Here is a 23,624-nt window from a genome sequence, read left to right on the forward strand (position 1 = left end):
GTATGAGTACGTTGCGCGGGCGGGGATCGGTCCAGGGGCTGCCGGAGTGGGACCGCTGTGCGGTCATGGGCGTCGTGAACGTGACGCCGGACTCCTTCTCCGACGGCGGCCGCTGGTTCGACACGACGACCGCCGTCAAGCACGGCATCGACCTGGTCGCGCAGGGTGCCGACCTCGTCGACGTCGGCGGCGAGTCCACCCGTCCCGGCGCCCCCCGCGTGGACGAGGCCGAGGAGCTCAGGCGCGTCGTGCCCGTCGTGCGGGGCCTGGCCGCCGAGGGCGTCACGGTCTCCGTGGACACGATGCGCGCCACCGTCGCCGAGCAGGCGCTCGCCGCGGGCGCCGTCCTCGTCAACGACGTCAGCGGCGGCCTCGCCGACCCGCGCATGGTCCCGGCGGTCGCCGCCGCGCAGGCCCCCTTCGTGGTCATGCACTGGCGCGGCTTCCTCACCGACATCCACGCCGAACCGGCGTACGAAGACGTGGTCTCCGAAGTCGTCGACGAGCTGCACGCGCGCATAGCGGCCGCCATCGAGGGCGGCATCGCCCCCGAGCGCATCGTCGTCGACCCCGGCCTCGGCTTCTCCAAGGACGCCGAGCACGACCTGTCGCTCCTCGCCCGCCTGGACCGGCTGCGCGAGCTCGGCCACCCGATCCTCGTCGCCGCCTCCCGCAAGCGCTTCCTCGGGCGGGTCCTCGCGGGCCCGGAGGGCGCCCCGCCGCCCGCCCGCGAGCGGGACGCCGCCACCGCCGCCGTCTCCGCCATCGCCGCCCACCAGGGCGCCTGGGCGGTCCGCGTGCACGAGGTGCGGGCCACCGCCGACGCGGTCCGTGTCGCCCGTGCCGTGACCGGCGCGGCGGGCGGCCCTCAGTGACCGCGGCCAGGACCGACATCGAGCAGGTAGAGCTCGCCAACACAGCCTTCTACGAAGCACTGGAACGCGGCGACTTCGACGAGGTGTCCGACCTCTGGATGGACGCCGAGGACGCTGTGGACGCCGTGGAGGGCTCGGGCGCCGGGGACGGCGCCGAGGGCACGGAGGACGGCGACGCGGCCGGTGACGCCGTCTCCTGCGTCCACCCCGGCTGGCCGGTCCTCACGGGCCGCGGCGAGGTCCTCAGGTCGTACGCGCTGATCATGGCGAACACCGAGTACATCCAGTTCTTCCTCACCGACCTGAAGGTCGGCGTGGCCGGTGACACCGCCCTCGTGACGTGCACGGAGAACATCCTGAGCGGCGGACCGCCCCCGGAGGGCGGCGGTGAGCTCGGCCCGCTCGTGGGGCAGCTCGTGGTCGCCACCAATGTGTTTCGCCGCACACCGGACGGCTGGAAACTCTGGTCGCATCACGCGTCACCCGTCCTCGCGGAAACCGATGACGAAGAGGGCGAGGAGACACCCACCTGAGTGGGTAGACGCGCTTCGACCAGTGTGTGCCGTGGGGCCCGACGGCCCCGCGGGCGAGTGCTGTCAGTGCTCGCAGGTAGATTCGATCGAGGCTGGTGTGCCGACCGCACTCGGTGCAGGCCTGCCGATACCGACGATTGCAGGAGTGATTCGCGTGGATCGTGTCGCGCTGCGCGGCCTCAAGGCCCGCGGGCACCACGGTGTCTATCCGCGGGAGCGCGAAGAGGGCCAGACCTTCATCGTGGACCTGGTGCTTGGTCTGGACACGCGAGCGGCCGCGGCCGACGACGACCTGGCGAAGACCGTGCACTACGGAATCGTGGCCGAGGAGGTCGTCGCCGTCGTGGAGGGCGAGCCCGTCGACCTCATCGAGACGCTCGCGGAGCGCATCGCCCAGGCGTGTCTGAAGCACGGCGGAGTTCTGGAGGTCGAGGTCTGCGTGCACAAGCCGGACGCCCCGATCACCGTCCCGTTCGACGACGTGACCGTCACCATCACCCGGAGCCGAGTATGAGTGCGCCCTTCAAGGCGGGTCAGAGCGACCCCACCGTCCAGCCGGTGCCCACCTCCGTGGTCGAGCAGGTGGACGCCGCGGACACCACCCTGTCCAACCCCAAACGCGCCGTGATCTCCCTCGGCAGCAATCTCGGCAACCGCCTGGAGACGCTGCAGGGCGCCATCGACGCCCTGGAGGACACCCCCGGCCTGCGGGTCAAAGCGGTCTCTCCGGTGTACGAGACCGAGCCGTGGGGCGTCGACCCCGGCAGCCAGCCCTCGTACTTCAACGCGGTCGTCGTGGTGAAGACGACCCTGCCGCCCGCCTCGCTCCTGGAGCGCGCGCAGGCGGTCGAGGAGGCCTTCCACCGCGTGCGGGACGAGCGCTGGGGCCCGCGCACGATCGACGTGGACATCGTGGCGTACGCGGACGTGGTCTCCGACGACCCGACGCTCACCCTGCCCCACCCGCGCGCCCACGAGCGCGCCTTCGTCCTCGCCCCCTGGCACGACGTGGAGCCGGAGGCCCGGCTCACCGGCCGGGGCCCGGTGGCGGAGCTGCTGGCCGCGGTCACCCGTGACGGCGTGGCTCCCCGCGCCGACCTGGAACTCCGGCTGCCGGAGTAGTCGTTGGAAGAGGCGGTCGAGGTAAGCAAGCCGATGAAGGGTCACCCGTGAAGGAACTGCGCATCAGGACACTGGTCGGCCTCTTCCTCGCGGCCGGGGTGCTGTCCTGGTCGGGCGCCCGCCTCTGGGACTCCGTCGGCACGCTGCCTCGCGTGCCGCTGGCCGCGCCCATCGTGCTCGCGGTCATCGCCGTCACCCTCCTGGCGACGGCGCTCTCCCTGCGCTCGCGCCTGCGGGCCCAGCGCGAGCGGCGCCCCGGCGCGAAGGGCGTCGAGCCGATGATGGCGGCCCGCGCCGTCGTCTTCGGCCAGGCCAGCGCCCTGGTCGCGGCGCTCATCGCGGGGATGTACGGCGGGACGGGAGCGTTCATGCTGGAGTTCCTCGACATCCCGCCCCGCCGTGACCAGGCGGTCTATGCCGGGCTCTCGGTCCTGATGGGCATCGCGGTGATAGCGGCCGCCTTCTTCATGGAGCGGGTCTGCAAGCTCCCCGAGGACGACGACGAGAACGGCGAGACGACCGCGGCGGCATAAGTGCCTGTTTCTGATCCCGGGTTTCGCTCTCCAGCTTGCCCGGCCCTCTCGGACACCCCGCCAGCCTAGACCCCAAAGCTACTCAAGGCAGTGGCGTCGGACCCGTCGGCTGCGCAAACGGGTGGCCGCGGAGTTGAGTGGTGTGGGGGTGGCCAAGCGCCCTGCATGAGGGCCTGGCGGACCCGGAAAGAAACGTTCGGCGAACGGTCACAGTGACCGCATCGCGAACGCATCCAAACCGCATCTATGACCAGATTCTGGCCTGATTCGGTCATGCATTGTGCTCATAGGATTTACGGTCTGGCTCTCGTTCTCAGATGCGGGCCGGGTCTTGTCACGGCCGCGGGGCCGTGCCTCGGCCCCGCGGACCTCCAGCGAGGGACAACGCGACTGATCATCTTGGCGCTGACGATGGGAAATTCACTGTCCTCCAGACCGGGGGACAGACGTGATGCGCAGGCCGAAGCGCGCCCACAACACGCGTTGGATCAGGAGTGTGAGAACGCCGGCGATGACCATGCCTGCGAGGTTCACTCCGAGCTGCTTGAGCGACGCGCCGACCTCAGTCCAGTGCGCGAGTGGGACAGCCACAGCGATGTTCCCCGCCGCCGGAACCGTGGTGACGGAGATGAAGACCCCCACCAGCGAAGACGACTTCCCTGCCGTCAGCGACAGGATGCCGGCGATGCCGGCCAGAAGCGCCACGATGAACGACCAGCGGTCGGGGTGCGCAATGAATTCCGTCATGGGCCGGTTGTCCAGCATGTCGGGCGTGATCCAACCCAGAAGGCGGCTGACACCGGCACAGGCCGCGGTCACCGCGATCGCTACCGCGAAACCTACGACGAGCGTGCGCAGGGCCGTACCGAGCAGAGCGTGCTGGTTACGCAGGATTCCGAAGCAGAACGCGGCCACCGGGCCGAACTCCGGTCCCAGCACCATGGCACCGACGATCAGGATCGGCTGGTCCAGGAGCACGCCAATGGCTGCGATCTGCGTGGCCAGTGCCAGGAACGCCAGAAACGACCAGCTCAACCGGGTATCCGCTGTGACCCGGGCAGCCAACTCATCCCAGACGACGGCGTCCTCAGGATCGCCGGGTGCAGCTTGCTCCGCCACCTCGGCCGCCGTCGAGATCGATAGGTCGATCTGCTCGACCGTGATGGCGCCGCTGTCCTTCAGGCCCAGCTCGCGCAGCTCATCGAGCACTGCATTGGCAGCCTCCCTGGCCAGGTTGAACTCGATCACGTCGCCCTGAGGCGAACACGCTGCCCCAGGGAACTTGACCGTGTTCACGGCCCCTGGACAGTCCAGGACGATTCGCAGTACCTCGTTCGTCTGGTCAGCCGGGCTGATCACTCGTACATGCAGCACGCCCGCATTCTGCCCTGCCCGGCGCTGTTCGAGGAATCGCTGACCGGTGCCCTCGCAGCATCCTGGCTCTGCACCTGTTCAGTGAGCCGCGTCGATGCACCGCCCTGAACGAGGATCGTCGTCGGCGCGACTGCGCCGAGATGCGGCTGTTCGCATCTCGCCCGGCCAGAGAGACTCAGACACAGGCTCTCAGCGGCACGAGAACGCGGCGGCGTAAGGCGGCATCAGAACGCCGGGACTGACTTCCCCAGCCCCGCGGGGTCGGGGAAGCCCTCCGAAAGGCCCTGATGGGGCCCTGCGGCCCTTACAGCAGCGTGCCGCCCTCGACCTCCGTCTCGCCCAGGATCCGCTCCAGCCGCCCGAGGACGTCCGCGTCCAGCTGCACGTGCGCCGCCGCGAGGTTCTCCTCGATGTGCTTCGGCGTACGGCTGCCGGGGATCGGCACCACGTTCGGGTCCTGGTGCAGCAGCCAGGCGAGCGCAAGCTGCGCCGGGGTGATGCCCAGCTCCTCCGCGATGCCCCGCACGGGCGCGAAGCGGTCGTTGTTGGCCTTCAGGTTCGCCGCGTCGAAGCGCGGCGCGTTCTGCCGGAAGTCGCCGTCCTTGACCTGGCCGACCGTGCCGGTCAGGAACCCGGCGCCCAGCGGCGACCACGGCACCAGCCCGACGCCCAGCTCACGCGCCGCCGCCAGCATCTCCGGCTCGGCGGGCCGCCACATCGACCACTCGATCTGCACCGCCGCCACCGGGTGCACGACGTGCGCGGCCCGCAGCTGGTCCGCCGTCACGTTCGAGAGCCCCAGGTGCCGCACGAGCCCCGCCCCGATCAGCTCGGCGACCGCCCCGACGGTCTCCTCCAGCGGGATCTGCGGGTCGGGGAAGTGCGGGTAGTACAGGTCGATGTAGTCCGTCGCCAAGGCCCGCAGGCTCGCCTCGGCATAGCCGCGTACGTGCTTGGGGTCGCCGTTGACCGCCAGCTCCCCGAAGGCGTATCCGATGGGGAAGGGGTGCGGCTCCACGCCCTCCGGCAGCCGGAAGCCGAATTTGGTGGCTATCGCGACCTGCTCGCGACGCCCCTTCAGGGCCCTGCCGATGAGCTGTTCGTTGTGGCCGTCGGCCCCGTACCCGTCGGAGGTGTCGATGATCGTTGCGCCCGCGTCGACCGCCGCGAGGAGTGCCCGCTCACCGCGCTCGTCGTCGACCTCGCCGTAGACCCCCGGGGAGAGCACCATCGCGCCGTAGCCGAGGGCGGAGACCTCCAGGCCGCCGAGCCTGCGGGTGGGCAGGGGCTGCGTATGTGTATTCGTCACCCACGCAGTCTTTCGGCCAGCACTCGCACCGTCCACCGCCTTGGGCCACAACACCCGCCCACGGACGGCGAGTTGAGCGGAACGAGATAATCCGCCTCAGCGAGCCATGATCAGGCTCATCGCCTCATTGCGCGTCGCGGGGTCACGCAACTGGCCGCGCACCGCGGAAGTGATCGTCTTGGCGCCGGGCTTGCGCACCCCGCGCATCGTCATGCACATGTGCTCGCACTCCACGACCACGATGACGCCGCGCGGCTCCAGGATCTCCATCAGGGAGTCGGCGATCTGCGTGGTCAGCCGCTCCTGCACCTGCGGTCGGCGCGCGAACACGTCGACGAGGCGGGCCAGCTTCGACAGGCCGGTGATCTTGCCGTCGGTGGACGGGATGTACCCGACGTGCGCCACGCCCACGAACGGCACCAGGTGGTGCTCGCAGGAGCTCATCACCTCGATGTCCTTCACCAGGACCATCTCGTCGTGCCCCAGGTCGAACGTCGTCGTCAGGACGTCCTCGGGCTTCTGCCACAGGCCGGAGAATATCTCCCGGTACGCACGCGCCACCCGCGCCGGAGTCTCCAGGAGGCCCTCGCGGTCGGGGTCCTCCCCCACGGCGATCAACAGTTCCCGCACGGCGTTCTCGGCCCGCTTCTCGTCGAACTCGCCGATCAAGCCGTCGCCGTCCAGCGTCACCGGGTCGGTCATGTTGTGCCTCGTTCCTGTGCGTCTCACGCGGGCGTACGAAATAAGCCGCGCCCCCCAGGCTAGAACCAGGGGGGCGCGGCTTCCATTCCGGGCCTGTTGAGGCGCGCGGGATCAGCTCTCGGGACGGTCCTCCGGGACCACCTCGATGGGCTGGTCCGTGCTGCCCGACGTGACCGCGGGGGTCGCGCCGTTCGCACCGTTCGTCAGCGACAGCTCCTTGGGGGAGAGCACCGGCGGGCGGGTGGAGGGCGTGCGCCGCGAGGAACCGGTCCACGCCGGGCGGGCCGGGCGCTTCACGATCGTCGCGAAGATCTCGGCGATCTGCTCCTTGCCGAGGGTCTCCTTCTCCAGGAGCTGGAGAACCAGGTTGTCGAGAACGTCGCGGTTCTCGACGAGGATCTCCCACGCTTCGTTGTGCGCGGTCTCGATGAGCTTCTTGACCTCTTCGTCGACCAGCGCCGCGACCTCTTCGGAGTAATCGCGCTGGTGGCCCATCTCACGGCCCAGGAAGGGCTCGGAGTTGTCACCACCGAACTTGATCGCGCCGAGCCGCTCGGTCATGCCGTACTGCGTGACCATCGCGCGGGCCGTGCCCGTGGCCTTCTCGATGTCGTTCGCCGCGCCCGTCGTCGGGTCGTGGAAGACGAGCTCCTCGGCCGCGCGCCCACCCAGCATGTACGCCAGCTGGTCGAGCATTTCGTTGCGCGTGGTCGAGTACTTGTCCTCTTCGGGCAGGACCATGGTGTAACCCAGGGCCCGGCCGCGGGACAGAATCGTGATCTTGTGGACCGGGTCCGAGTTCGGCGAGGCCGCCGCGACCAGGGCGTGTCCGCCCTCGTGATACGCGGTGATCTTCTTTTCCTTGTCGGACATGATCCGGGTCCGCTTCTGCGGGCCCGCCACGACGCGGTCGATCGCCTCGTCGAGCATGCTGTTGTCGATCAGCTTCAGGTCGCTGCGGGCGGTGAGCAGGGCGGCCTCGTTGAGGACGTTGCTCAGGTCCGCGCCGGTGAAGCCCGGCGTGCGACGGGCGACCGCGGAGAGGTCGACGTCCGGAGCGACCGGCTTGCCCTTCTGGTGAACCTTGAGGATCTCCAGACGGCCCTGCATGTCCGGGCGGTCGACGGCGATCTGCCGGTCGAAACGGCCGGGGCGCAGCAGCGCCGGGTCGAGGATGTCGGGCCGGTTCGTGGCGGCGATCAGGATGACGCCGCCCTTCACGTCGAAGCCGTCCATCTCGACGAGCAGCTGGTTCAGCGTCTGCTCGCGCTCGTCGTGGCCACCGCCGAGACCGGCGCCGCGGTGACGGCCGACCGCGTCGATCTCGTCGACGAAGACGATCGCCGGGGCGTTCGCCTTGGCCTGCTCGAAGAGGTCGCGCACTCGGGAGGCACCGACACCGACGAACATCTCGACGAAGTCGGAACCGGAGATCGAGTAGAACGGAACTCCGGCCTCACCGGCGACGGCACGCGCGAGGAGCGTCTTGCCCGTACCGGGCGGGCCGTAGAGCAGGACGCCCTTGGGGATCTTGGCGCCGACGGCCTGGAACTTCGCCGGCTCCTGGAGGAACTCCTTGATCTCGTGGAGCTCCTCGACCGCCTCGTCGGACCCCGCCACATCGGCGAACGTCGTCTTCGGGGTGTCCTTGGTGATGAGCTTCGCCTTGGACTTCCCGAACTGCATGACCCGGGAGCCGCCGCCCTGCATCTGATTCATCAGGAACAGGAAAACGACGACGATGAGAACGAAGGGGAGCAGGGAGAGCAGGATGCCGACGAAGGGGTTCTGCTTCGACGGCGAGACGGTATAACCGTCCGGGATGTCCTTGGTCTGGTACTTGGACTGCAGGGACTTGGCGAGGTCGACGCCCTGGTCGCCGATGTAGCTCGCCTGGATCTTGCTGCTGTCCTTGACCTTCTGGCCGTCCTTGAGCTCGACCTTGATGATCTGCTCATCACCGGTGGTGATCTTGGCGGATTCGACCTTGTTGTCGTTGATCGCCTGGACGACCTGGCCGGTGTCCACCGTCTTGTAGCCACCGGACGAGCCGACGACCTGCATCAACACGACCACGGCAAGGACGGCCAGCACGATCCACATGACTGGCCCACGGAAGTATCGCTTCACGTCCATCCATACGGAGCGATGACGCCCCGTCCCTCCTGCCATAGTGAGTTTGATAAAGACTGTTCTTCGGACGGTACCCCAGCATTGTGACCCGAAGCTGCCCGGGACTGCTGGCAATCCGGCCTTCGCATGCTCCAACGGCGGGAAACGGGTGAGGGTTCCCCGGGCGTCGTACGCAGTGCTACGAGACGTCAGCCGCCGTAGACGTGCGGGGCGAGCGTTCCGACGAACGGGAGGTTGCGGTACTTCTCGGCGAAGTCGAGGCCGTACCCCACGACGAACTCGTTCGGGATGTCGAAGCCGATCCACTTCACGTCGATCGCGACCTTGGCCGCCTCCGGCTTGCGCAGCAGCGTGCACACCTCGAGGGAGGCGGGCTCGCGCGAGCCGAGGTTGGACAGCAGCCAGGACAGCGTCAGACCGGAGTCGATGATGTCCTCGACGATCAGGACGTGCTTGCCCTTGATGTCGGTGTCCAGGTCCTTGAGGATCCGCACGACACCGGAGGACTGGGTCCCCGCGCCGTACGACGACACGGCCATCCAGTCCATCGTGACGGGGGTGGACAGCGCACGCGCCAGGTCCGCCATGACCATCACGGCGCCCTTGAGGACACCGACGATGAGCAGGTCCTTGCCCGCGTACTCCGCGTCGACCTTCGCTGCCAGCTCGGCCAGCTTCGCGTCGATCTCTTCCTTGGTGATGAGCACCGACTTGAGGTCGGTGCCCATGTCTTTCGCGTCCACCCGCATCACTTTCGGTCGTCCCACCGGCCGACTCGGCCCGTCAGTCACACGGGCCTCTCGTCAGCCTTGCCGGATCACCAGTCTGCCACCCTGGCGCTGAGCCATGACTTTGCCCGGGAGGTTGATGGCTCCTTGGCCGCGCCAGCCGGTGATCAGGCGGTCGACCTCTTCGATGTGCCGGGCGAACAGCGAACCGGCGGGGGCCCCCGCGTCGATGGCCGCCCTGCGCACGATGCGGCGGCGCACCGCGGGCGGCAGCGCGTAGAGCTTCGCGCACTCCAGGAGGCCGGTGGCGTCGCGCACGGCCGTCTCGGCCTGGGCGGCCCAGGTGTCGAGGGCGTCGGCATCGTCCCGGGACAGTTGGGCCGTGCGGGCGAGCGCCTCGACGACGCCCTTGCCGAGTGCCTTCTCCAGCGCGGGCAGGCCCTCGTGGCGCAGCCGGGAGCGGGTGTAGGCCGGGTCGGCGTTGTGCGGGTCGTCCCAGACGGGCAGCGACTGGACCATGCAGGCCTTGCGTGCGGTCTGCCGGTCGAGGTGCAGGAAGGGGCGGCGGTAACGGCCGGCGACCCCCGAGGTCGCCGCCATTCCGGACAGCGAGCGGATCCCGGAGCCGCGGGCCAGGCCCAGCAGGACGGTCTCCGCCTGGTCGTCGCGGGTGTGGCCGAGCAGGACGGCGGCTGCTGAATGCCGTTCGGCGGCGGCATCCAGGGCTGCGTAGCGAGCATCGCGGGCGGCGGCCTCGGGGCCTCCGTCCCGGCCCACGGCCACGGCCACGGACTCGACCGGGGCCAGACCGAGCGCGGTGAGACGCACGAGGACCTCGGCGGCGCGCAGGTCGGAGCCGGGCTGCAGGCCGTGGTCGACGGTGATGCCGCCCGCCCGCATGCCGAGCTTGGGGGCTTCGAAGGCGAGCGCGGAGGCCAGCGCCATGGAGTCGGCACCGCCCGAGCACGCGACGAGCACGAGCGGCGAAGCGGCCTGCTCGTGCCGGGGGTGCGGGGGGTGCGGGGGGTCGTTCTCGGAGCTGCGCTGTACGTCGGTCAGTACGTCGTGGAGTACGCGGCGGACCGCCAGGCGTATCGCCGCGACCGCAGGATGGGGACCCATGTCCGGTTCCCTTCGTGAAAGTTCGGGGGGTGAGCTCGGACCAGTCACTCAGGACCCACTCGGGATGTCCGGACCCTCAGGGGGCCTTGCTTCCCTCGCGTTCGGTCACTCAGAGTGTGTCGATGGTGACAGAGCCGAGCCGTTCCCCGAGCATTGCACGCCTACCCATTGCCTACGGTCCCTCGGACGGGTGATTGCGGGGGCGTTCTCCTGCCGTCGGCCGCATCCGGTCTCTCAGTCTCCCTTACGGTGCACCCGCGCGACCCAGTCCGCCGGTTTGGCGATCTCCGCCTTCGTGGGCAGGGTGTTCGGCGAGGTCCACACGCGGTTGAAGCCGTCCATGCCGACCTCGTCCACGACCGCGCGCACGAAGCGCTCGCCGTCGCGATATTGGCGCAATTTCGCGTCGAGCCCGAGGAGCTTGCGCAGGGCCTGGTCGAGGCGGCTCGCGCCGCGTGCCCGCCGCTGCTGGAACTTCTCGCGGATCTCGCCCACGGACGGCACCACGTCCGGGCCCACGCCGTCCATCACGAAGTCCGCGTGGCCCTCCAGCAGGGACATCACGGCCGTCAGACGGGCGAGGATCTCGCGCTGGGCGGGGGTCTGCACGATCTCGACGAGGGAGCGGCTCTCCTCGGCCTCCGCGCCCTCCGCGTCGGTGCGGTTGCCCGAGAGCGACTGGGCGGCCTCCCTGACGCGCTCCAGGACCGTCATCGGATCGACCTCGGTCTCGCCGAGGAACGACTGGATCTCGGCCTCCAGGTGGTCGCGCAGCCAGGGCACGGCGGTGAACTGGGTGCGGTGCGTCTCCTCGTGGAGGCAGACCCAGAGGCGGAAGTCGTGGGGGTCCACGTCCAGCTCGCGCTCGACGTGCACGATGTTCGGTGCGACCAGGAGGAGCCTGCCGCCGCCGTTCGCCCCTGCGGGGAGGTCTCGGGTGGGCGGGGCGAACGTCTCGTACTGCCCGAGGACGCGGGAGGCGAGGAACGACAGGAGCATGCCGAGCTCCACGCCCGTCACCTTGCCGCCGACCGCGCCGAGGACGGCGCCGCCGGGGCCGGTGCGGCGGTCCTGCATCTTGTCGAGGAGGGGCTTGAGGATCTCCCGGAAGCCCGCGACGTTCGCCCGGATCCAGCCTGCGCGGTCCACCACGAGGACCGGGGTGTCGTGGGTGTCCTCCGTGCCCATCCTCGTGAAGGAACGGACGTGTTCCTCCGAGGACTTGGCGTGCCTGCGGAGCTCCGCGACGACTGCTCGCGCCTCGTCCCGGCTCACCTCTGGGCCCGGCCTCACGAGCCGGGTCGCGGTCGCCACCGCGAGATTCCAGTCGACCATCTCGGCACCACCGATGCTCGTCATGCGTCAACGGTACGTGCTGGCTCCCTCCCGTGGAGGGGCTTGCACCCCTGACATTGCCCCGGAGCTCGCCCCTAGGGACCCCGCGTGCGGGTGAGTGGGTGCTTCTGGTTCGGCTGCCGGTGGGTGGGATGTGTCCGGTTCGGCTGCGGGTGGGTGGGATGTGTCCGGTTCGGCTGCGGGTGGGTGGGATGTGTCCGGTTCGGCTGCGGGTGGGTGGGATGTGTCTGGTTCGGCTGCGGGTGGGTGGGGGCCTGGCGCGCAGTTCCCCGCGCCCCTGACGGCGAGTCCCCGGGGTCGGCCGTGTCGTGGGCGGCGGCTCCGGGGGCGCGGGCCGTTTCGTTCGGCTGCCGGTCGGTGGGGGCCTGGCGCGCAGTTCCCCGCGCCCCTGGCGGCGAACCCCCGGCGTCGGACGTGTCGTGAGCGGCGACTCCGGGGGGGCGGGCAGGGGATGGTTCGGCTGCCTTTGGGGGGCTTCAGCGGCAGCCGCAGTTCGCCACTGTTGAGGCCATGTGGTCCAGGGCCTTCTGGGCCGATTGGGGGTCCGTTGTTCCTGTCGTCATGAAGGCGAAGAGCAGGAGGCGGCCGTCCGCGTCCACCACCGTTCCCGCGAGGCTGTTCACGCCCGTCAGGGTGCCCGTCTTGGCGCGGACCAGGCCCGTGCCCGGCGAGTCCTTGGGGTAGCGGTCGACGAGCGTGCCGGTGAAGCCCGCCACGGGCAGGCCCGTCACGACGGAGCGCAGTTCGGGGCGGCCCGGGTCCGCCGCGTGGTCCAGGAGCGCGGCGAGCAGCTCCGCGGAGACGCGGTCGGCCCGGTCCAGTCCGCTGCCGTCGGCGAACTTCGCCCCGGAGAGCGGCAGCTTCTGCTTGTCCAGCGCGTCGCGTACCGCCTTGCCCGCGCCGTCGAAGCTCACCGGCTCCTTCGCGGCGACGGCCGTCTGCCGGGCGAGCGCCTCGGCGATGTCGTTGTCGCTGTGCGTCAGCATCCGCTCGACCAGGGCCGACAGGGGCGGCGACTCGACCTTCGCGAGCGACTCGGCCCGTTCCGATGCCTTGGAGGGGGTGGGGTCTGACTTGGGGGCTGACTTCGAGGGGGGGTTCGTCTTGATGCCCTTGTCTGCCAAGAAGCCTGCGAACTTCTTTGCCGCCTCGGCCGCCGGGTCCGCCGCGCGTGGGGCGGGTCCGCTGGAGGAGTCGTCCAGGCGGCCCTCGTCGGCCATCAGGGCGCTGACCGGCGTGATGTTCTCGTTGGGGCCGATCGGGTGCTGCGCGGGGCCGGAGTACAGCGACGTGTCGTACGAGAGCTTGACCTCGTCGATGTCGCGGCTCTTCAGGGCGCGCGCCGTGTCCTCGGCGAGCGTGCGCAGGCTTGCCGCGGTGTCGGTGTAGCGGCCGTCCTTGCGGGCGGTGAGGGTGGGGTCGCCGCCGCCGACGAGGATGACGTCGGAGGAGTCGGGTTCGATCAGCGTCTTCGTGGCGATGCGGTGGTCGGGGCCCACCGAGGACAGCGCAGCGACGGCCGTGGCGATCTTGATCGTCGACGCGGGCGTCAGGCCCTTGCCGCCGCCCTTGCCGTAGAGCTGCTTCCCGGAGACCGCGTCGAGCACGACGGCCGAGCGCTCCGGGCCGAGCGCCGGATCCTTCAGAAGCGGATCGAGCACCTCCGCGAGGGCGCTGTCCGTCGGCGCGGGCGCCACACCCGCGGGCGCGCCGAGACCGGCGAGCACGGAAGGGGCGCTGGGGGCGGCATCGGGCGCGCTCCCCGGCGTACGACCAGCGTGATCTGCGCCACCCCAGGCCTCCTGGGAAGCGGCCCGGTCCCGCTCCGCCGTACGCTGACCGGAGGAGTCCCAAGGGCCGGCCGCGGCCACCGCCCCGGCCGCGATGACCAGGCCGAAGGCGGCGGAACCTGCTGTGAGCTGCCAGGTCGTGAGCTTCCCGGAGAACCCGGAAAGCTTGCTGGCGGAAGGCTTTGGCAGCTGTCTCAAAAGCTGTCGAGGCCGCTGCCAAGGCTTGAGCTCCGGCACGACGACCAGCCCCTTTCGCGATCACACATCTGCGTGAGGGACACTTAATCACCCGAAGTATGTGCTGATCATGGAGGAGCCACCCGTGGAGTTCGACGTCACCATCGAGATTCCGAAGGGTTCGCGGAACAAGTACGAGGTGGACCACGAGACCGGCCGGATCCGTCTGGACCGTCGCCTCTTCACGTCGACCAGCTACCCCGCGGACTACGGATTCGTCGAGAACACCCTCGGTGAGGACGGTGACCCGCTGGACGCCCTGGTCATCCTGGACGAGCCGACCTTCCCGGGCTGCCTCATCAAGTGCCGCGCGATCGGCATGTTCCGCATGACCGACGAGGCGGGCGGCGACGACAAGCTGCTCTGCGTCCCGGCCTCCGACCCGCGCGTGGAGCACCTTCGGGACATCCACCACGTCTCCGAGTTCGACCGCCTGGAGATCCAGCACTTCTTCGAGGTCTACAAGGACCTGGAGCCCGGCAAGTCCGTCGAGGGTGCCGACTGGGTCGGCCGCACGGACGCCGAGGCCGAGATCGAGCGTTCCTACAAGCGCTTCAAGGACGAGGGCGGCCACTGAGCCACTCGCCCCGGACGGGCCGCGTGACCCAAGGGGGTCACGCGGCCCGTTCGTGTATCTGTGCCCATACTGGCCATACGGAGGGTGCGTACGTGTCGTATGAAAAGTGAGGGCATCAGTGGCCGAGCAGGAGGCCGAGGACCGAAAGCCTCAGTCGGACGAGGCCCGCAGCGCGTTCGTGCAGCCCAGTGGCGTGGTGGCGCAGCAACCGGCTCCTGAGGACGAGTCGCAGACAACATCCGAGTTCGCCCTCCCCACGGGCTTCGCGACGCCGTCGTCGACGACCCAGGAGACCGAGAAGTCGGCGTTCACCACGCCGCACACCTACAACTCCCGCGACGCCGCGCAAGGCTTCACGCCCGCGCAGGGCATACCTCTGGTGAGGCTCACCAAGGAGGTGCCCTGGCAGGACCAGATGCGCACGATGCTGCGCATGCCGGTCGCCGAGCGGCCCGCTCCGGAGGCCGCGCAGAAGCAGGAGGACGAGACCGGGCCCGCCGTGCCGCGCGTGCTCGACCTGACGCTGCGCATCGGCGAGCTGCTGCTCGCGGGCGGCGAGGGCGCCGAGGACGTGGAGGCGGCGATGTTCGCCGTCTGCCGCTCCTACGGCCTCGACCGCTGCGAGCCGAACGTGACGTTCACGCTCCTGTCGATCTCGCACCAGCCCTCCCTGGTGGACGACCCCGTCACGGCCTCCAGGACGGTGCGTCGGCGCGGCACCGACTACACGCGTCTCGCGGCGGTCTTCCACCTGGTGGACGACATCAGCGACCCGGAGCTGGAGATCTCCCTGGAGGAGGCCTACCGCCGTCTGGCGGGCATTCGGCGTAACCGTCACCCCTACCCAGGCTGGGCTCTCACGGCGGCCAGCGGGCTGCTCGCGGGCTCCGCGTCCGTCCTGGTGGGCGGTGGCGCGCTGGTCTTCGTGGTGGCCGCGGTCGGCGCGATGCTCGGCGACCGGCTCGCCTGGCTGTGCGCGGGGCGCGGGCTGCCGGAGTTCTACCAGTTCGTGGGCGCCGCGATGCCGCCCGCCCTGATGGGTGTGGCGCTCAGCTTCGTGCACACCGAGGCGTCCATGGCCTCTGCGGTGATCACGGGTGGGCTCTTCGCGCTGATCCCCGGGCGGGCCCTGGTGGCGGGCGTGCAGGACGGTCTCACCGGCTACTACATCACCGCGGCCGCACGCCTCCTGGAGGTCATGTACCTCATCGTGGGCATCGTCTGCGGGGTGCTGCTGGTGCTGTCGCTGGGCGTCATGCTCGACGCGACGAACCTGACCCCGGAGACGAAGTTCGGCGTGACGTCGTCGCGGCCGATCATCCAGATCCTGGCGTCGATGGCGCTGAGCCTGGCCTTCGCGATCCTGCTCCAGCAGGAACGTCACACCGTGCTGATCGTGACCCTCAACGGCGGAATCGCCTGGGTGATGTTCGGTGCGCTGGCGCAGACGCCGCTGGAGCTCTCGCCCGTCGCCGCGACGGCCGTCGCGGCCGGTCTGGTGGGCCTCTTCGGGCAGCTCTTCTCGCGGTACCGGTTCGCGTCCTCACTGCCCTACGTGACAGCGGCGATCGGACCGTTGCTGCCCGGTAGCGCGACGTACTTCGGGCTGCTCGCCCTGGCGCAGAACGACCTGAACACGGGCATCAACTCGCTCACCAAGGCCGTCGCGACGGCCCTGGCCATCGCGATCGGCGTGAACCTGGGGAGCGAGGTCTCCCGGCTGATCCTGAAGGTGCCGGGCGCGACTTCTGCGGTGAACCGCCGCGCGGCCAAGCGGACGCGCGGCTTCTAGGGCCGTTCCGGCGGGTGCCGGGTGTCAGCGCTTGGCGTGGCGGCCGCGCGGCTGCGCCGGGGGCGTGCCCGGGGCGCCTGCGCCCTCGGCGGACGCGGCCTTCTTGGACTTGCTGCGCGCCCGCAGGAACTCGATGGCGATCGGCACCACCGAGATCAGGACGATCAGGATGAGCATCGACTCGATGTTCTTGTGCACGAACTCGATGTTGCCGAGCCAGGCGCCGAGCAGCGTGACGCCCGCGCCCCACATGATGCCGCCGATGATGTTGAACGTGAGGAACGAGCGGTACCGCATGCCGGAGACGCCCGCGATGATCGGCGTGAAGGTGCGCACGATCGGCACGAAGCGGGCCAGGACCAGGGACTTCGGCCCGTACTTCTCGAAGAATTCGTGGGCCTTGACCACGTTCTCCTGCTTGAAGAGCTTGGAGTCCGGGCGGTTGAAGAGCGAGGGCCCGACCTTCTTGCCGAAGAGATAGCCCGCCTGGTCACCGAGGATCGCGGCGAGGCAGATCAGCACGCAGGCCAGCCACAGCGGGGTGTCCAGCTTGTTCGTGGTGATCAGCAGGCCGGTGGTGAACAGGAGCGAGTCACCCGGCAGGAAGAAGCCGATGAGCAGGCCCGACTCGGCGAAGACGATCAGCAGCAGGCCCCAGAGACCGAACTGGTTGAGCAGGTAATCCGGATCCAGCCAGCTTGGTCCGAGCGCAAGCGTCGTCACGGTTCCGGGCTCCTGAGGGTGAGAGGGCGGGGCAGTGGCAGGTGTAGTCGCCCAAATTTATCAACGCCGGGCGGCCCGGCCAGGTTCCAGTGCCCCTCTCCCGCTGCACTGTGCGACAACTGGGACAAAGCCGAGCCGCAGGCGCCTCACCCGTTGCGTGCCGCGTTCGCGAGGATGGCGTCCCGCAGATAGACCGCCAGGCCCGGCCTGATGGCTTCGTAGAAGGCCGTGAACCGTTCGTCGGAGACGTACATCTCGCCGAGACAGGTGTGCATCTCGTACGCGCACTCGTAGTGGTTCGCCGTGATGAAGCGGCGGTGGTCCTCCGCGGCGTCCATGGCCTCCTCGGTGTCGGCGGGGACACCCTGGGCGAGCAGATCGCCCACGCGCGCGTGGATCGCGTTGAACTCGTCGTTGATCCGCTTCCAGTCGTCCTTGGTGTACGAGGCGGACTTGCGCTGCGACTCCCGGTAGGCCTCCGTGTCGCCCCAGCGCTGCTCGACCTCCTCCGCGTACTGGTCGGGGTCGTGGTCTCCGAAGACCTCGAACTTCTCCTCGGGCGTGAGGTTGATGCCCATCTTCTTCGCCTCCATGGCGGTCTCGACGGCGGCGGCCATCTCCTGGAGCTTGTGGATCCGCGCGGTCAGCAGCTCGTGCTGGCGGCGCAGGTGGTCCCACGGGTCCGTCTCCGGGTCGTCCAGGAGGGCCGCCACCTCGTCGAGGGGGAAGCCGAGCTCTCTGTAGAACAGGATCTGCTGCAGCCGGTCGAGGTCGCCGTCGCTGTAGCGCCGGTGCCCCGCGTGGCTGCGCCCGCCGGGCACGAGCAGGCCGATCTCGTCGTAGTGGTGCAGCGTGCGCACCGTCACTCCGGCGAAACCGGCGACCTGTCCCACGGAGTGGCTCATGGCTTCCGCCCTTCTTCTCTCGGTACGCGGACCAGCCTCTGTCCTCACGTCGCGTGAGGTGCAAGCCCACCGGGTCGGAAGGGCCTGGGGCCTGCCCGGCCCTAGGTACGCAGCGCCGTGAACCTGCGGACCGCCAACGGCAGGAACACCCCCACCAGCACCACGGGCCACAGCACCGCCAGGAGCTCCGCGTGTTCGGCGGCCCAGGACGTGCCGGCCACTCCCGGTTCGTTGCCGAACAGGTCACGGACGGCCGTGGCCGTCGCCGACAGCGGGTTCCACTCGACCAGGGCGCCCAGCCAGCCCGGCATGTTCTCCGGGACCGTGAAGGCGTTGGAGAGGAAGCCGACCGGCCAGACCAGGACCTGCACGGCCGCCACCAGCTCCGGCCTGCCCGCGATCATCGCCAGGTAGATGCCGAGCCACAGCATCGCGAACCGCAGCATCATCAACAGCCCGAAGGCCCCGACGACCTCCCCGAACGAGCCGTGCCAGCGCCACCCGATCGCGAGCCCGACACCCATCATGACGAGCAGCGAGACGAACGACTGGAGCATGTCGGCGACCGAACGCCCCACCAGCACTGCCCCGTTGGCCATCGGCATGGAACGGAACCGGTCGATCACGCCCTTGTTCAGGTCCTGGGTGACCGCGACCATCGTCGCGTCGAGCCCGAAGACCATGGTCAGAGCGAACATGCCGGGCACGAGGAACTCGGCGTACTCCCCCGCGATGCCCTTCCCGCCGCCCATCAGGTAGGTGAACATCAGCAGCAGCATCACCGGGAAGACAAGGCCCACAAGGACCTGCACCGGCTGCCGTGCCCAGTGGGCGAGTTCGCGCCGCGTCATGGTCCAGGAGTCGGTCACGGCCCAGCTCATCGGCGTACTCACACGGTCTCCTTCGTACGTTCCGTCAGGCTGAGGAAGACCTCGTCCAGCGTGGGCCTGCGCAGCGCCACGTCCTCGGCGTCGATACCGGCGTCCCGCAGGGCCCGCACGACGCCCGTGAGGGCCTCCATGCGGTCCGTGACGGGCGCGGAGGCCATCCGGCGGTCCGCGTCCACCGTGGCGCCCTCGGGCAGCAGCGCGGCCGCCCTCGCCAGTTCAGCCGCGTCCCGCACCACCACGTCGATCCGGTCGCCGCCCAGCTTCGCCTTGAGGTCGTCCGCCGTGCCCTCCGCGATGACGCGCCCCCCGTCGATCACCGACATGCGGTCGGCCAGCTGGTCGGCCTCCTCCAGGTACTGCGTGGTCAGGAGCACGGTGGTGCCGCCGCCGACCAGCGAGCGCACCGAGTCCCACACCTCGGAGCGGCCGCGCGGGTCCAGGCCCGTGGTGGGCTCGTCCAGGAAGAGCACCTCGGGGTCGGTGACCAGGGAGGCCGCGAGGTCCAGACGGCGCCGCATGCCGCCGCTGTAGTGCTTGACCGCCTTGCGCCCGGTGTCCGCGAGGCCGAACCTCTCCAGGAGCTCGTCGGCCCGCACGCGCGCGTGGCGGGCGCCCAGGTGGTGGAGCCTCCCGAACATGTCCAGGTTCTGCCGACCGCTCAGCTCCTCGTCCACCGCGGCGTGCTGACCGAGCAGCCCGATGCGCCTGCGCACCTCGTCGGGCCTGCGCCGCACGTCGTGCCCCGCGACCTCCACGCGCCCCTCGTCGGGTCGCAGGAGGGTGGCGAGCATCCGCACCGCCGTGGTCTTGCCCGCGCCATTCGGCCCGAGCACTCCGTGCACCGTGCCGCGCTCCACCCAGAGGTCGAGGCCGTTCAGTGCCTTCTTGGGTGCCTTCTTCTGCCCGTACGCCTTGTGCGCGCCCTCGACGACGATCACGTCCGTCATCCGGCTCCCTTCTCATCCCGTAGTCAAACTTGACTAGGTGGAGGAAGGTAACCGAAGCGACCTCATTCGTCAAACTTGATTAGCGGCCGCGTCCAGCCGCGATCAGTGGTCGTCCTCCGCGTGCCGGTCCCCCGTCGCGTACGGGTTCTCCTCGCCGTCGACGAGCACGCCCACGAACGGGTCGCCCTCGCCCGAGAAGGTGTACGAGCCACCCTCCACGCGCGCGATGAGGCTCCGGGTCCAGTCCGCGCCCGTGTCGGCCGAGTGCACCCAGTAGTTCATGATCTCGCCGATGTGGCCCAGCTGTTCGGGCCCGTCCTCGGGCGTGTAGTACTCGGTGACGGAGGTCCGCCACTCCTCGATGCGCCGCACCCGCTCCTTGAGGAGGCCCACGACCTCCTCGCGCGGCAGGTCCACCATGAGGCCGAGCGCCGCCGTGAGGATGTCGGGCCGCTGGTCGTACATCGTCAGGGACTCACGGAGGAGGGAGAGATACTCCTCCGTGCCCTGCTCCGTCATCTCGTACTCCGTGCGCGGCGGGCCGCCGGCCGTGGAGGGCGCGATCTCGTGCGCGCGCAGCAGTCCTTGCTTCGCCAGCTGCTTCAGGGCGTGGTAGATCGACCCGGGCTTGGCGTTGGACCACTCGTGGGCGCCCCAGTACTCCAGGTCGTTGCGGACCTGATAGCCGTGAGCGCGGCCGTGCTGACGCACGGCCCCCATAACCAGCAACCGGATCGCCGACATGTACCGCGCCCTTTCCCTCAACCCCCGGTCATCAATTTTGACTAGGGTAGCCCTGCTCCAGTGCCACCAGCTCGAAGGCGGTCTTCCCGTCCAGGGACTCGCGGACGATGTCGGCATGGCCCGCGTGCCGTCCGATCTCCTCGACCAGGTGCAGCATCAGCCAGCGCATCGACACGGCGCCGCCCTTCGGGAACCAGGGCGCCTCGGGCAGCGGGAAGGTGTCGTCGAGGCTCGGCACCGTGCGGATGAACTCCTCGGTCTCCCGGGCGACCTCGTCCCAGAAGACCAGCATCTCGGCGAGCGTCTCGTCCTCCACGAGCCGGAAGCTGTCGCCCCAGGTCTCCTGCGTGCGGACCTTCTCGTTGGGCTTCTGCTGGGCCATGCGCAGCCAGTTGAGCTCCGTCTCGGCGACGTGCTTCACGAGGCCGCCGAGGGTCAGCTCGCTGGCGCTCGGGCGGGCCTTCGCCTGCTCCTCGGTCAGGCCGATGACCGAACGGCGGATACCGCCCCGCTGAGCCTCCACGAAGGCGATCAGGGCGCCGCGCTCGTCTCCGTGGGCTTCCGCGCTGACGTGGGTGACCATGGTGTCCGCCTCTACTTCCGTTCCGCCGGGCTTTCCGACACCACAGACGCTACGGAGCCTTGCGGTCAGTTTCTGTCCGCAAGGCTCCGTGGAATGTCGACGGTCGAGAACAACCCTCAGAAAACTCAGAACGGGAAGCGCGACCTGCCGTGCTGCACCGAGATCCACTTCTGCGTGGTGAAGGCGTCCACCGTCGACTCGCCGTTCAGCCGCCCCACACCGGAATTCTTCTCGCCGCCGAACGGCACGATCGCCTCGTCGTGCACGGTGCCGTCGTTCACGTGGATCATGCCGGTCCTGACGCGCTTGGCGACCCGCACACCGCGCTCCGTGTCGGCGGTGTGCACCGCGCCGCTCAGGCCGTACGGAGTGTCGTTGGCGATGCGGACCGCGTCGTCCTCGCCGTCGAAGGGCAGCAGCAGCGCGACGGGGCCGAAGATCTCCTGGCCCAGGATCGGGGAGTCGTGCGGGAAGTCCGTGAGGATCGTGGGGGCGACCACGTTGCCCTGGGTGTCCCCGTGCAGCAGGGCCTTCGCGCCGGAGGCGACGGCCTGTTCGATGACGGCCGTGACGGCGTCCGCCTGCGAGGAGTTGATGAGCGGGCCGATGTGGGTGGTGGGGTCGGCCGGGTCGCCGACCTTCAGGCCCGCGACCTTGGCGACGAACTTCTCGGTGAACTCCGCCAGCACGGAACGGTCCACGAGGATGCGGTTGGCGGCCATGCAGACCTGGCCCTGGTGCACGAAACGGCTGAAGACCGCCGCGTCCACCGCGTAGTCGATGTCGGCGTCGTCCAGGACGATCAGCGCGCTGTTGCCGCCCATCTCCAGGATCGAGCGCTTGAAGTGCGAGGCGCAGACCGTGGCGACATGGCGGCCCACGCGGTCCGATCCGGTGAAGGAGATGACGCTCGGCACGGGGTGCTCGATGAGAGCGTCGCCTATCTCGGCTATGTCCGTGATCACGACGTTGAGCAGGCCGGGCGGGAGGCCCGCGTCCTCGAAGACCTTCGCGAGCAGGCTGCCGCCCATCACGGGGGCGTTCTGGTGCGGCTTGAGCACCACGGCGTTGCCGAGGGCGAGCGCGGGGGCGACGGTCTTGGTGGAGAGGAACAGCGGGAAGTTGAAGGGGCTGATGACGCCCACGACGCCGACCGGGTTGCGGTAGAGGCGGTTCTCCTTGCCGTCCTCCGGCGAAGGCAGGACACGGCCCTCGGGGCGCAGCGCGAAGTGGACGGACTCGCGCAGGAACTCCTTGGTGAGGTGGATCTCGAAGGCCGCCTTGAGCCGGGTGCCGCCCAGCTCGGCGATGATCGCCTCGGTGATCTCTTCCTCGCGGTCCTCGATGATCCGCAGGGCGCGCTCGAAAACGGCACGGCGCGCGTACGGATTCGTCTCCGCCCATTCCTGCTGCGCACGCTCGGCGGCGCGATAGGCCTGGTCGACCTCGTCCGCGGTGGCGACCGTGATGGACGCCAGCTTCTCCCCGTTGTACGGATTGAAGTCGATGATGTCCCAGGAGCCCGACCCGGCCTTCCACTCCCCGTCGATGTACTGATGAGCCAGGTCGGTGAAGAAGGACATGAGCGGACCCCTTGCCGCGGCAGACGGCCGCAAACGGAAGCAGACACCTGATCTCACGTCATAGTACTTATGTTTCAGGTGAGTTGAAGGAGACCACGCAGAAGATCCCGGCTGCCGACCGGATCGGGGCTGTCCTTCTGCAACTGCGCCACTACTCGCTCGTACTGGGCGACTTCCTCCGCCTTGTCGAGATAGAGCGCGCCGGTGAGCTGCTCCACGTACACGACGTCGGAGAGATCGGACTCCGGGAAGCTCAGCATCGTGAAGGCGCCGCTCTCCCCCGCGTGCCCGCCGAAGCTGAACGGCATCACCTGGAGGGTGACGTTCGGACGCTCGGAGATCTCGATGAGGTGCTGGATCTGACCCCTCATCACTTCCCGGTCGCCGTACGGACGTCGGAGCGCGGCCTCGTCCAGCACGCAGTGGAAGCGGGGCGCGTGCTCGGAGGTGAGGAGCTTCTGGCGCTCGAGGCGCAGGGCGACGCGGCGGTCGATCTCGGCCTTGCTCGCACCCTTCATGCCGCGGGCGACGACCGCGTGGGCGTACGCCTCGGTCTGCAACAGGCCGTTGACGAACTGGACTTCGTAGACGCGGATGAGCGACGCGGCGCCTTCGAGGCCGATGTACGTCTGGAACCAGCCGGGCAGAACGTCCGAGTAACTGTGCCACCAGCCGGTGAGGTTGGCTTCCTTGGCGAGTGAGAGGAGCGCGCCGCGCTCGGCCTCGTCGGTGACGCCGTAGAGCGTCAGGAGGTCCTCGACATCCCTGGACTTGAAGCTCACCCGTCCCAACTCCATGCGGCTGATCTTCGATTCGGAAGCGCGGATCGAGTACCCGGCAGCTTCGCGGGTGATGCCGCGGGACTCCCTGAGCCGCCTCAGCTGCGAGCCCAGCAGGATGCGCCGTACCACCGAGCCGCTCGACTCGCCTGCGGTCACTTCGCTCAATCCTCCCGATCGACTGGAAGCCAGCAGTCTGCCATTAAACGCTCCGGGCCGTACACGTCCGGTTACAGAAACAGAAAGGGTCCGAAAGCTCCCCTCAAGAAGTCGTGGGAAGAAATGGG

At 69.3% G+C, this 23,624-nt stretch carries 23 protein-coding genes; 7 read left to right on the plus strand and 16 right to left on the minus strand.

Features of this window, described 5'->3' with window-relative positions:
• Positions 1 to 2: 2 nt before the first annotated feature.
• The 5 genes from folP (at position 3) to AC068B_RS37430 (ending at position 3,063) form a co-directional block, all read left to right on the plus strand.
• Positions 3 to 875 (plus strand): dihydropteroate synthase, encoded by an 873-nt coding sequence (folP, locus tag AC068B_RS37410; protein WP_478675937.1) that lies wholly within the window; start codon positions 3 to 5, stop codon positions 873 to 875.
• Entirely contained in the window at positions 872 to 1,408 is a 537-nt protein-coding gene (locus AC068B_RS37415) for a nuclear transport factor 2 family protein (RefSeq protein ID WP_478675938.1), read from the plus strand. The genes folP and AC068B_RS37415 overlap by 4 nt, the downstream gene beginning before the upstream one ends.
• A 154-nt stretch (positions 1,409 to 1,562) precedes the next feature.
• Positions 1,563 to 1,922: a dihydroneopterin aldolase gene (gene folB / locus AC068B_RS37420; RefSeq protein ID WP_478675939.1), complete on the plus strand. Its 360-nt coding sequence runs from the start codon at positions 1,563 to 1,565 to the stop codon at positions 1,920 to 1,922.
• Positions 1,919 to 2,530, plus strand: coding sequence for a 2-amino-4-hydroxy-6-hydroxymethyldihydropteridine diphosphokinase (folK, locus tag AC068B_RS37425; protein WP_478675940.1), 612 nt, complete (start codon positions 1,919 to 1,921; stop codon positions 2,528 to 2,530). The genes folB and folK overlap by 4 nt, the downstream gene beginning before the upstream one ends.
• A gap of 47 nt (positions 2,531 to 2,577) precedes the next feature.
• Positions 2,578 to 3,063, plus strand: a complete 486-nt coding sequence (locus AC068B_RS37430) for a DUF3180 domain-containing protein (RefSeq protein WP_478675941.1) — start codon at positions 2,578 to 2,580, stop codon at positions 3,061 to 3,063.
• Between the two features lie 420 nt (positions 3,064 to 3,483).
• On the opposite strand, the gene AC068B_RS37435 is transcribed toward AC068B_RS37430, so the two are convergent.
• From AC068B_RS37435 to dacB, 8 genes are all read right to left on the minus strand, one after another.
• Positions 3,484 to 4,437, minus strand: coding sequence for a DUF389 domain-containing protein (locus tag AC068B_RS37435; protein ID WP_478675942.1), 954 nt, complete (start codon positions 4,435 to 4,437; stop codon positions 3,484 to 3,486).
• Between the two features lie 304 nt (positions 4,438 to 4,741).
• Positions 4,742 to 5,668, minus strand: coding sequence for an aldo/keto reductase (locus AC068B_RS37440; protein ID WP_478675989.1), 927 nt, complete (start codon positions 5,666 to 5,668; stop codon positions 4,742 to 4,744).
• Positions 5,669 to 5,842: 174 nt separating this feature from the next.
• Entirely contained in the window at positions 5,843 to 6,448 is a 606-nt protein-coding gene (gene folE, locus AC068B_RS37445; RefSeq protein WP_478675943.1) for a GTP cyclohydrolase I FolE, read from the minus strand.
• A gap of 111 nt (positions 6,449 to 6,559) precedes the next feature.
• On the minus strand, positions 6,560 to 8,584 hold the full coding sequence (ftsH, locus tag AC068B_RS37450; RefSeq protein ID WP_478675944.1) for an ATP-dependent zinc metalloprotease FtsH: 2,025 nt from the start codon (positions 8,582 to 8,584) through the stop codon (positions 6,560 to 6,562).
• 185 nt (positions 8,585 to 8,769) lie between these two features.
• Complete coding sequence (hpt, locus tag AC068B_RS37455; protein WP_055565725.1) at positions 8,770 to 9,330, minus strand: hypoxanthine phosphoribosyltransferase; 561 nt, start codon at positions 9,328 to 9,330, stop codon at positions 8,770 to 8,772.
• A gap of 54 nt (positions 9,331 to 9,384) precedes the next feature.
• Positions 9,385 to 10,431 carry a tRNA lysidine(34) synthetase TilS gene (gene tilS, locus AC068B_RS37460; protein WP_478675945.1) on the minus strand — a complete coding sequence of 349 codons (1,047 nt, stop codon included), beginning with the start codon at positions 10,429 to 10,431 and terminating at the stop codon, positions 9,385 to 9,387.
• A gap of 234 nt (positions 10,432 to 10,665) precedes the next feature.
• Positions 10,666 to 11,790 (minus strand): zinc-dependent metalloprotease, encoded by a 1,125-nt coding sequence (locus AC068B_RS37465; RefSeq protein WP_478675946.1) that lies wholly within the window; start codon positions 11,788 to 11,790, stop codon positions 10,666 to 10,668.
• A gap of 473 nt (positions 11,791 to 12,263) precedes the next feature.
• Entirely contained in the window at positions 12,264 to 13,766 is a 1,503-nt protein-coding gene (gene dacB, locus AC068B_RS37470; RefSeq protein ID WP_478675990.1) for a D-alanyl-D-alanine carboxypeptidase/D-alanyl-D-alanine endopeptidase, read from the minus strand.
• 133 nt (positions 13,767 to 13,899) lie between these two features.
• On the opposite strand from dacB, the gene AC068B_RS37475 reads away from it, so the two are divergent.
• The gene (locus AC068B_RS37475) at positions 13,900 to 14,391 is read left to right on the plus strand and encodes an inorganic diphosphatase (RefSeq protein ID WP_055568469.1); all 492 of its coding nucleotides are present in this window, start codon (positions 13,900 to 13,902) and stop codon (positions 14,389 to 14,391) included.
• 118 nt (positions 14,392 to 14,509) lie between these two features.
• The gene (locus tag AC068B_RS37480; RefSeq protein WP_478675947.1) at positions 14,510 to 16,183 is read left to right on the plus strand and encodes a threonine/serine exporter family protein; all 1,674 of its coding nucleotides are present in this window, start codon (positions 14,510 to 14,512) and stop codon (positions 16,181 to 16,183) included.
• A gap of 24 nt (positions 16,184 to 16,207) precedes the next feature.
• Here the strand turns inward: AC068B_RS37480 and AC068B_RS37485 are convergent, their stop codons facing one another.
• From AC068B_RS37485 to AC068B_RS37520, 8 genes are all read right to left on the minus strand, one after another.
• The gene (locus AC068B_RS37485) at positions 16,208 to 16,906 is read right to left on the minus strand and encodes a DedA family protein (RefSeq protein WP_478675948.1); all 699 of its coding nucleotides are present in this window, start codon (positions 16,904 to 16,906) and stop codon (positions 16,208 to 16,210) included.
• 146 nt (positions 16,907 to 17,052) lie between these two features.
• On the minus strand, positions 17,053 to 17,811 hold the full coding sequence (locus tag AC068B_RS37490; protein ID WP_478675949.1) for a MerR family transcriptional regulator: 759 nt from the start codon (positions 17,809 to 17,811) through the stop codon (positions 17,053 to 17,055).
• A gap of 101 nt (positions 17,812 to 17,912) precedes the next feature.
• Positions 17,913 to 18,692 carry an ABC transporter permease gene (locus AC068B_RS37495; protein WP_478675991.1) on the minus strand — a complete coding sequence of 260 codons (780 nt, stop codon included), beginning with the start codon at positions 18,690 to 18,692 and terminating at the stop codon, positions 17,913 to 17,915.
• Positions 18,693 to 18,700: 8 nt separating this feature from the next.
• Positions 18,701 to 19,648, minus strand: a complete 948-nt coding sequence (locus AC068B_RS37500) for an ATP-binding cassette domain-containing protein (RefSeq protein ID WP_478675950.1) — start codon at positions 19,646 to 19,648, stop codon at positions 18,701 to 18,703.
• Positions 19,649 to 19,750: 102 nt separating this feature from the next.
• Positions 19,751 to 20,392 (minus strand): PadR family transcriptional regulator, encoded by a 642-nt coding sequence (locus AC068B_RS37505; protein WP_478675951.1) that lies wholly within the window; start codon positions 20,390 to 20,392, stop codon positions 19,751 to 19,753.
• Positions 20,393 to 20,423: 31 nt separating this feature from the next.
• Positions 20,424 to 20,975 (minus strand): DinB family protein, encoded by a 552-nt coding sequence (locus AC068B_RS37510; RefSeq protein WP_478675952.1) that lies wholly within the window; start codon positions 20,973 to 20,975, stop codon positions 20,424 to 20,426.
• A gap of 125 nt (positions 20,976 to 21,100) precedes the next feature.
• The gene (locus tag AC068B_RS37515; protein ID WP_468566097.1) at positions 21,101 to 22,558 is read right to left on the minus strand and encodes an aldehyde dehydrogenase family protein; all 1,458 of its coding nucleotides are present in this window, start codon (positions 22,556 to 22,558) and stop codon (positions 21,101 to 21,103) included.
• Between the two features lie 74 nt (positions 22,559 to 22,632).
• Positions 22,633 to 23,496 (minus strand): helix-turn-helix domain-containing protein, encoded by an 864-nt coding sequence (locus tag AC068B_RS37520; protein WP_468566098.1) that lies wholly within the window; start codon positions 23,494 to 23,496, stop codon positions 22,633 to 22,635.
• Positions 23,497 to 23,624 lie beyond the last annotated feature (128 nt).

The sequence above is a fragment of the Streptomyces sp. NPDC042371 genome (assembly GCF_056437465.1).

Coding starts and splice junctions, on each gene's coding strand:
- AC068B_RS37510 (WP_478675952.1), bottom strand. CDS start 20,975: ATGGTCACCCACGTCAGCGCGGAAGCCCACGGAGACGAGCGCGGCGCC.
- AC068B_RS37490 (WP_478675949.1), bottom strand. CDS start 17,811: ATGAGCCACTCCGTGGGACAGGTCGCCGGTTTCGCCGGAGTGACGGTG.
- AC068B_RS37495 (WP_478675991.1), bottom strand. CDS start 18,692: ATGAGCTGGGCCGTGACCGACTCCTGGACCATGACGCGGCGCGAACTC.
- AC068B_RS37515 (WP_468566097.1), bottom strand. CDS start 22,558: ATGTCCTTCTTCACCGACCTGGCTCATCAGTACATCGACGGGGAGTGG.
- folP (WP_478675937.1), top strand. CDS start 3: ATGAGTACGTTGCGCGGGCGGGGATCGGTCCAGGGGCTGCCGGAGTGG.
- folK (WP_478675940.1), top strand. CDS start 1,919: ATGAGTGCGCCCTTCAAGGCGGGTCAGAGCGACCCCACCGTCCAGCCG.
- AC068B_RS37500 (WP_478675950.1), bottom strand. CDS start 19,648: ATGACGGACGTGATCGTCGTCGAGGGCGCGCACAAGGCGTACGGGCAG.
- tilS (WP_478675945.1), bottom strand. CDS start 10,431: ATGGGTCCCCATCCTGCGGTCGCGGCGATACGCCTGGCGGTCCGCCGC.
- ftsH (WP_478675944.1), bottom strand. CDS start 8,584: ATGGACGTGAAGCGATACTTCCGTGGGCCAGTCATGTGGATCGTGCTG.
- folE (WP_478675943.1), bottom strand. CDS start 6,448: ATGACCGACCCGGTGACGCTGGACGGCGACGGCTTGATCGGCGAGTTC.
- hpt (WP_055565725.1), bottom strand. CDS start 9,330: ATGCGGGTGGACGCGAAAGACATGGGCACCGACCTCAAGTCGGTGCTC.
- AC068B_RS37440 (WP_478675989.1), bottom strand. CDS start 5,668: ATGGTGCTCTCCCCGGGGGTCTACGGCGAGGTCGACGACGAGCGCGGT.
- AC068B_RS37465 (WP_478675946.1), bottom strand. CDS start 11,790: ATGACGAGCATCGGTGGTGCCGAGATGGTCGACTGGAATCTCGCGGTG.
- AC068B_RS37505 (WP_478675951.1), bottom strand. CDS start 20,392: ATGTCGGCGATCCGGTTGCTGGTTATGGGGGCCGTGCGTCAGCACGGC.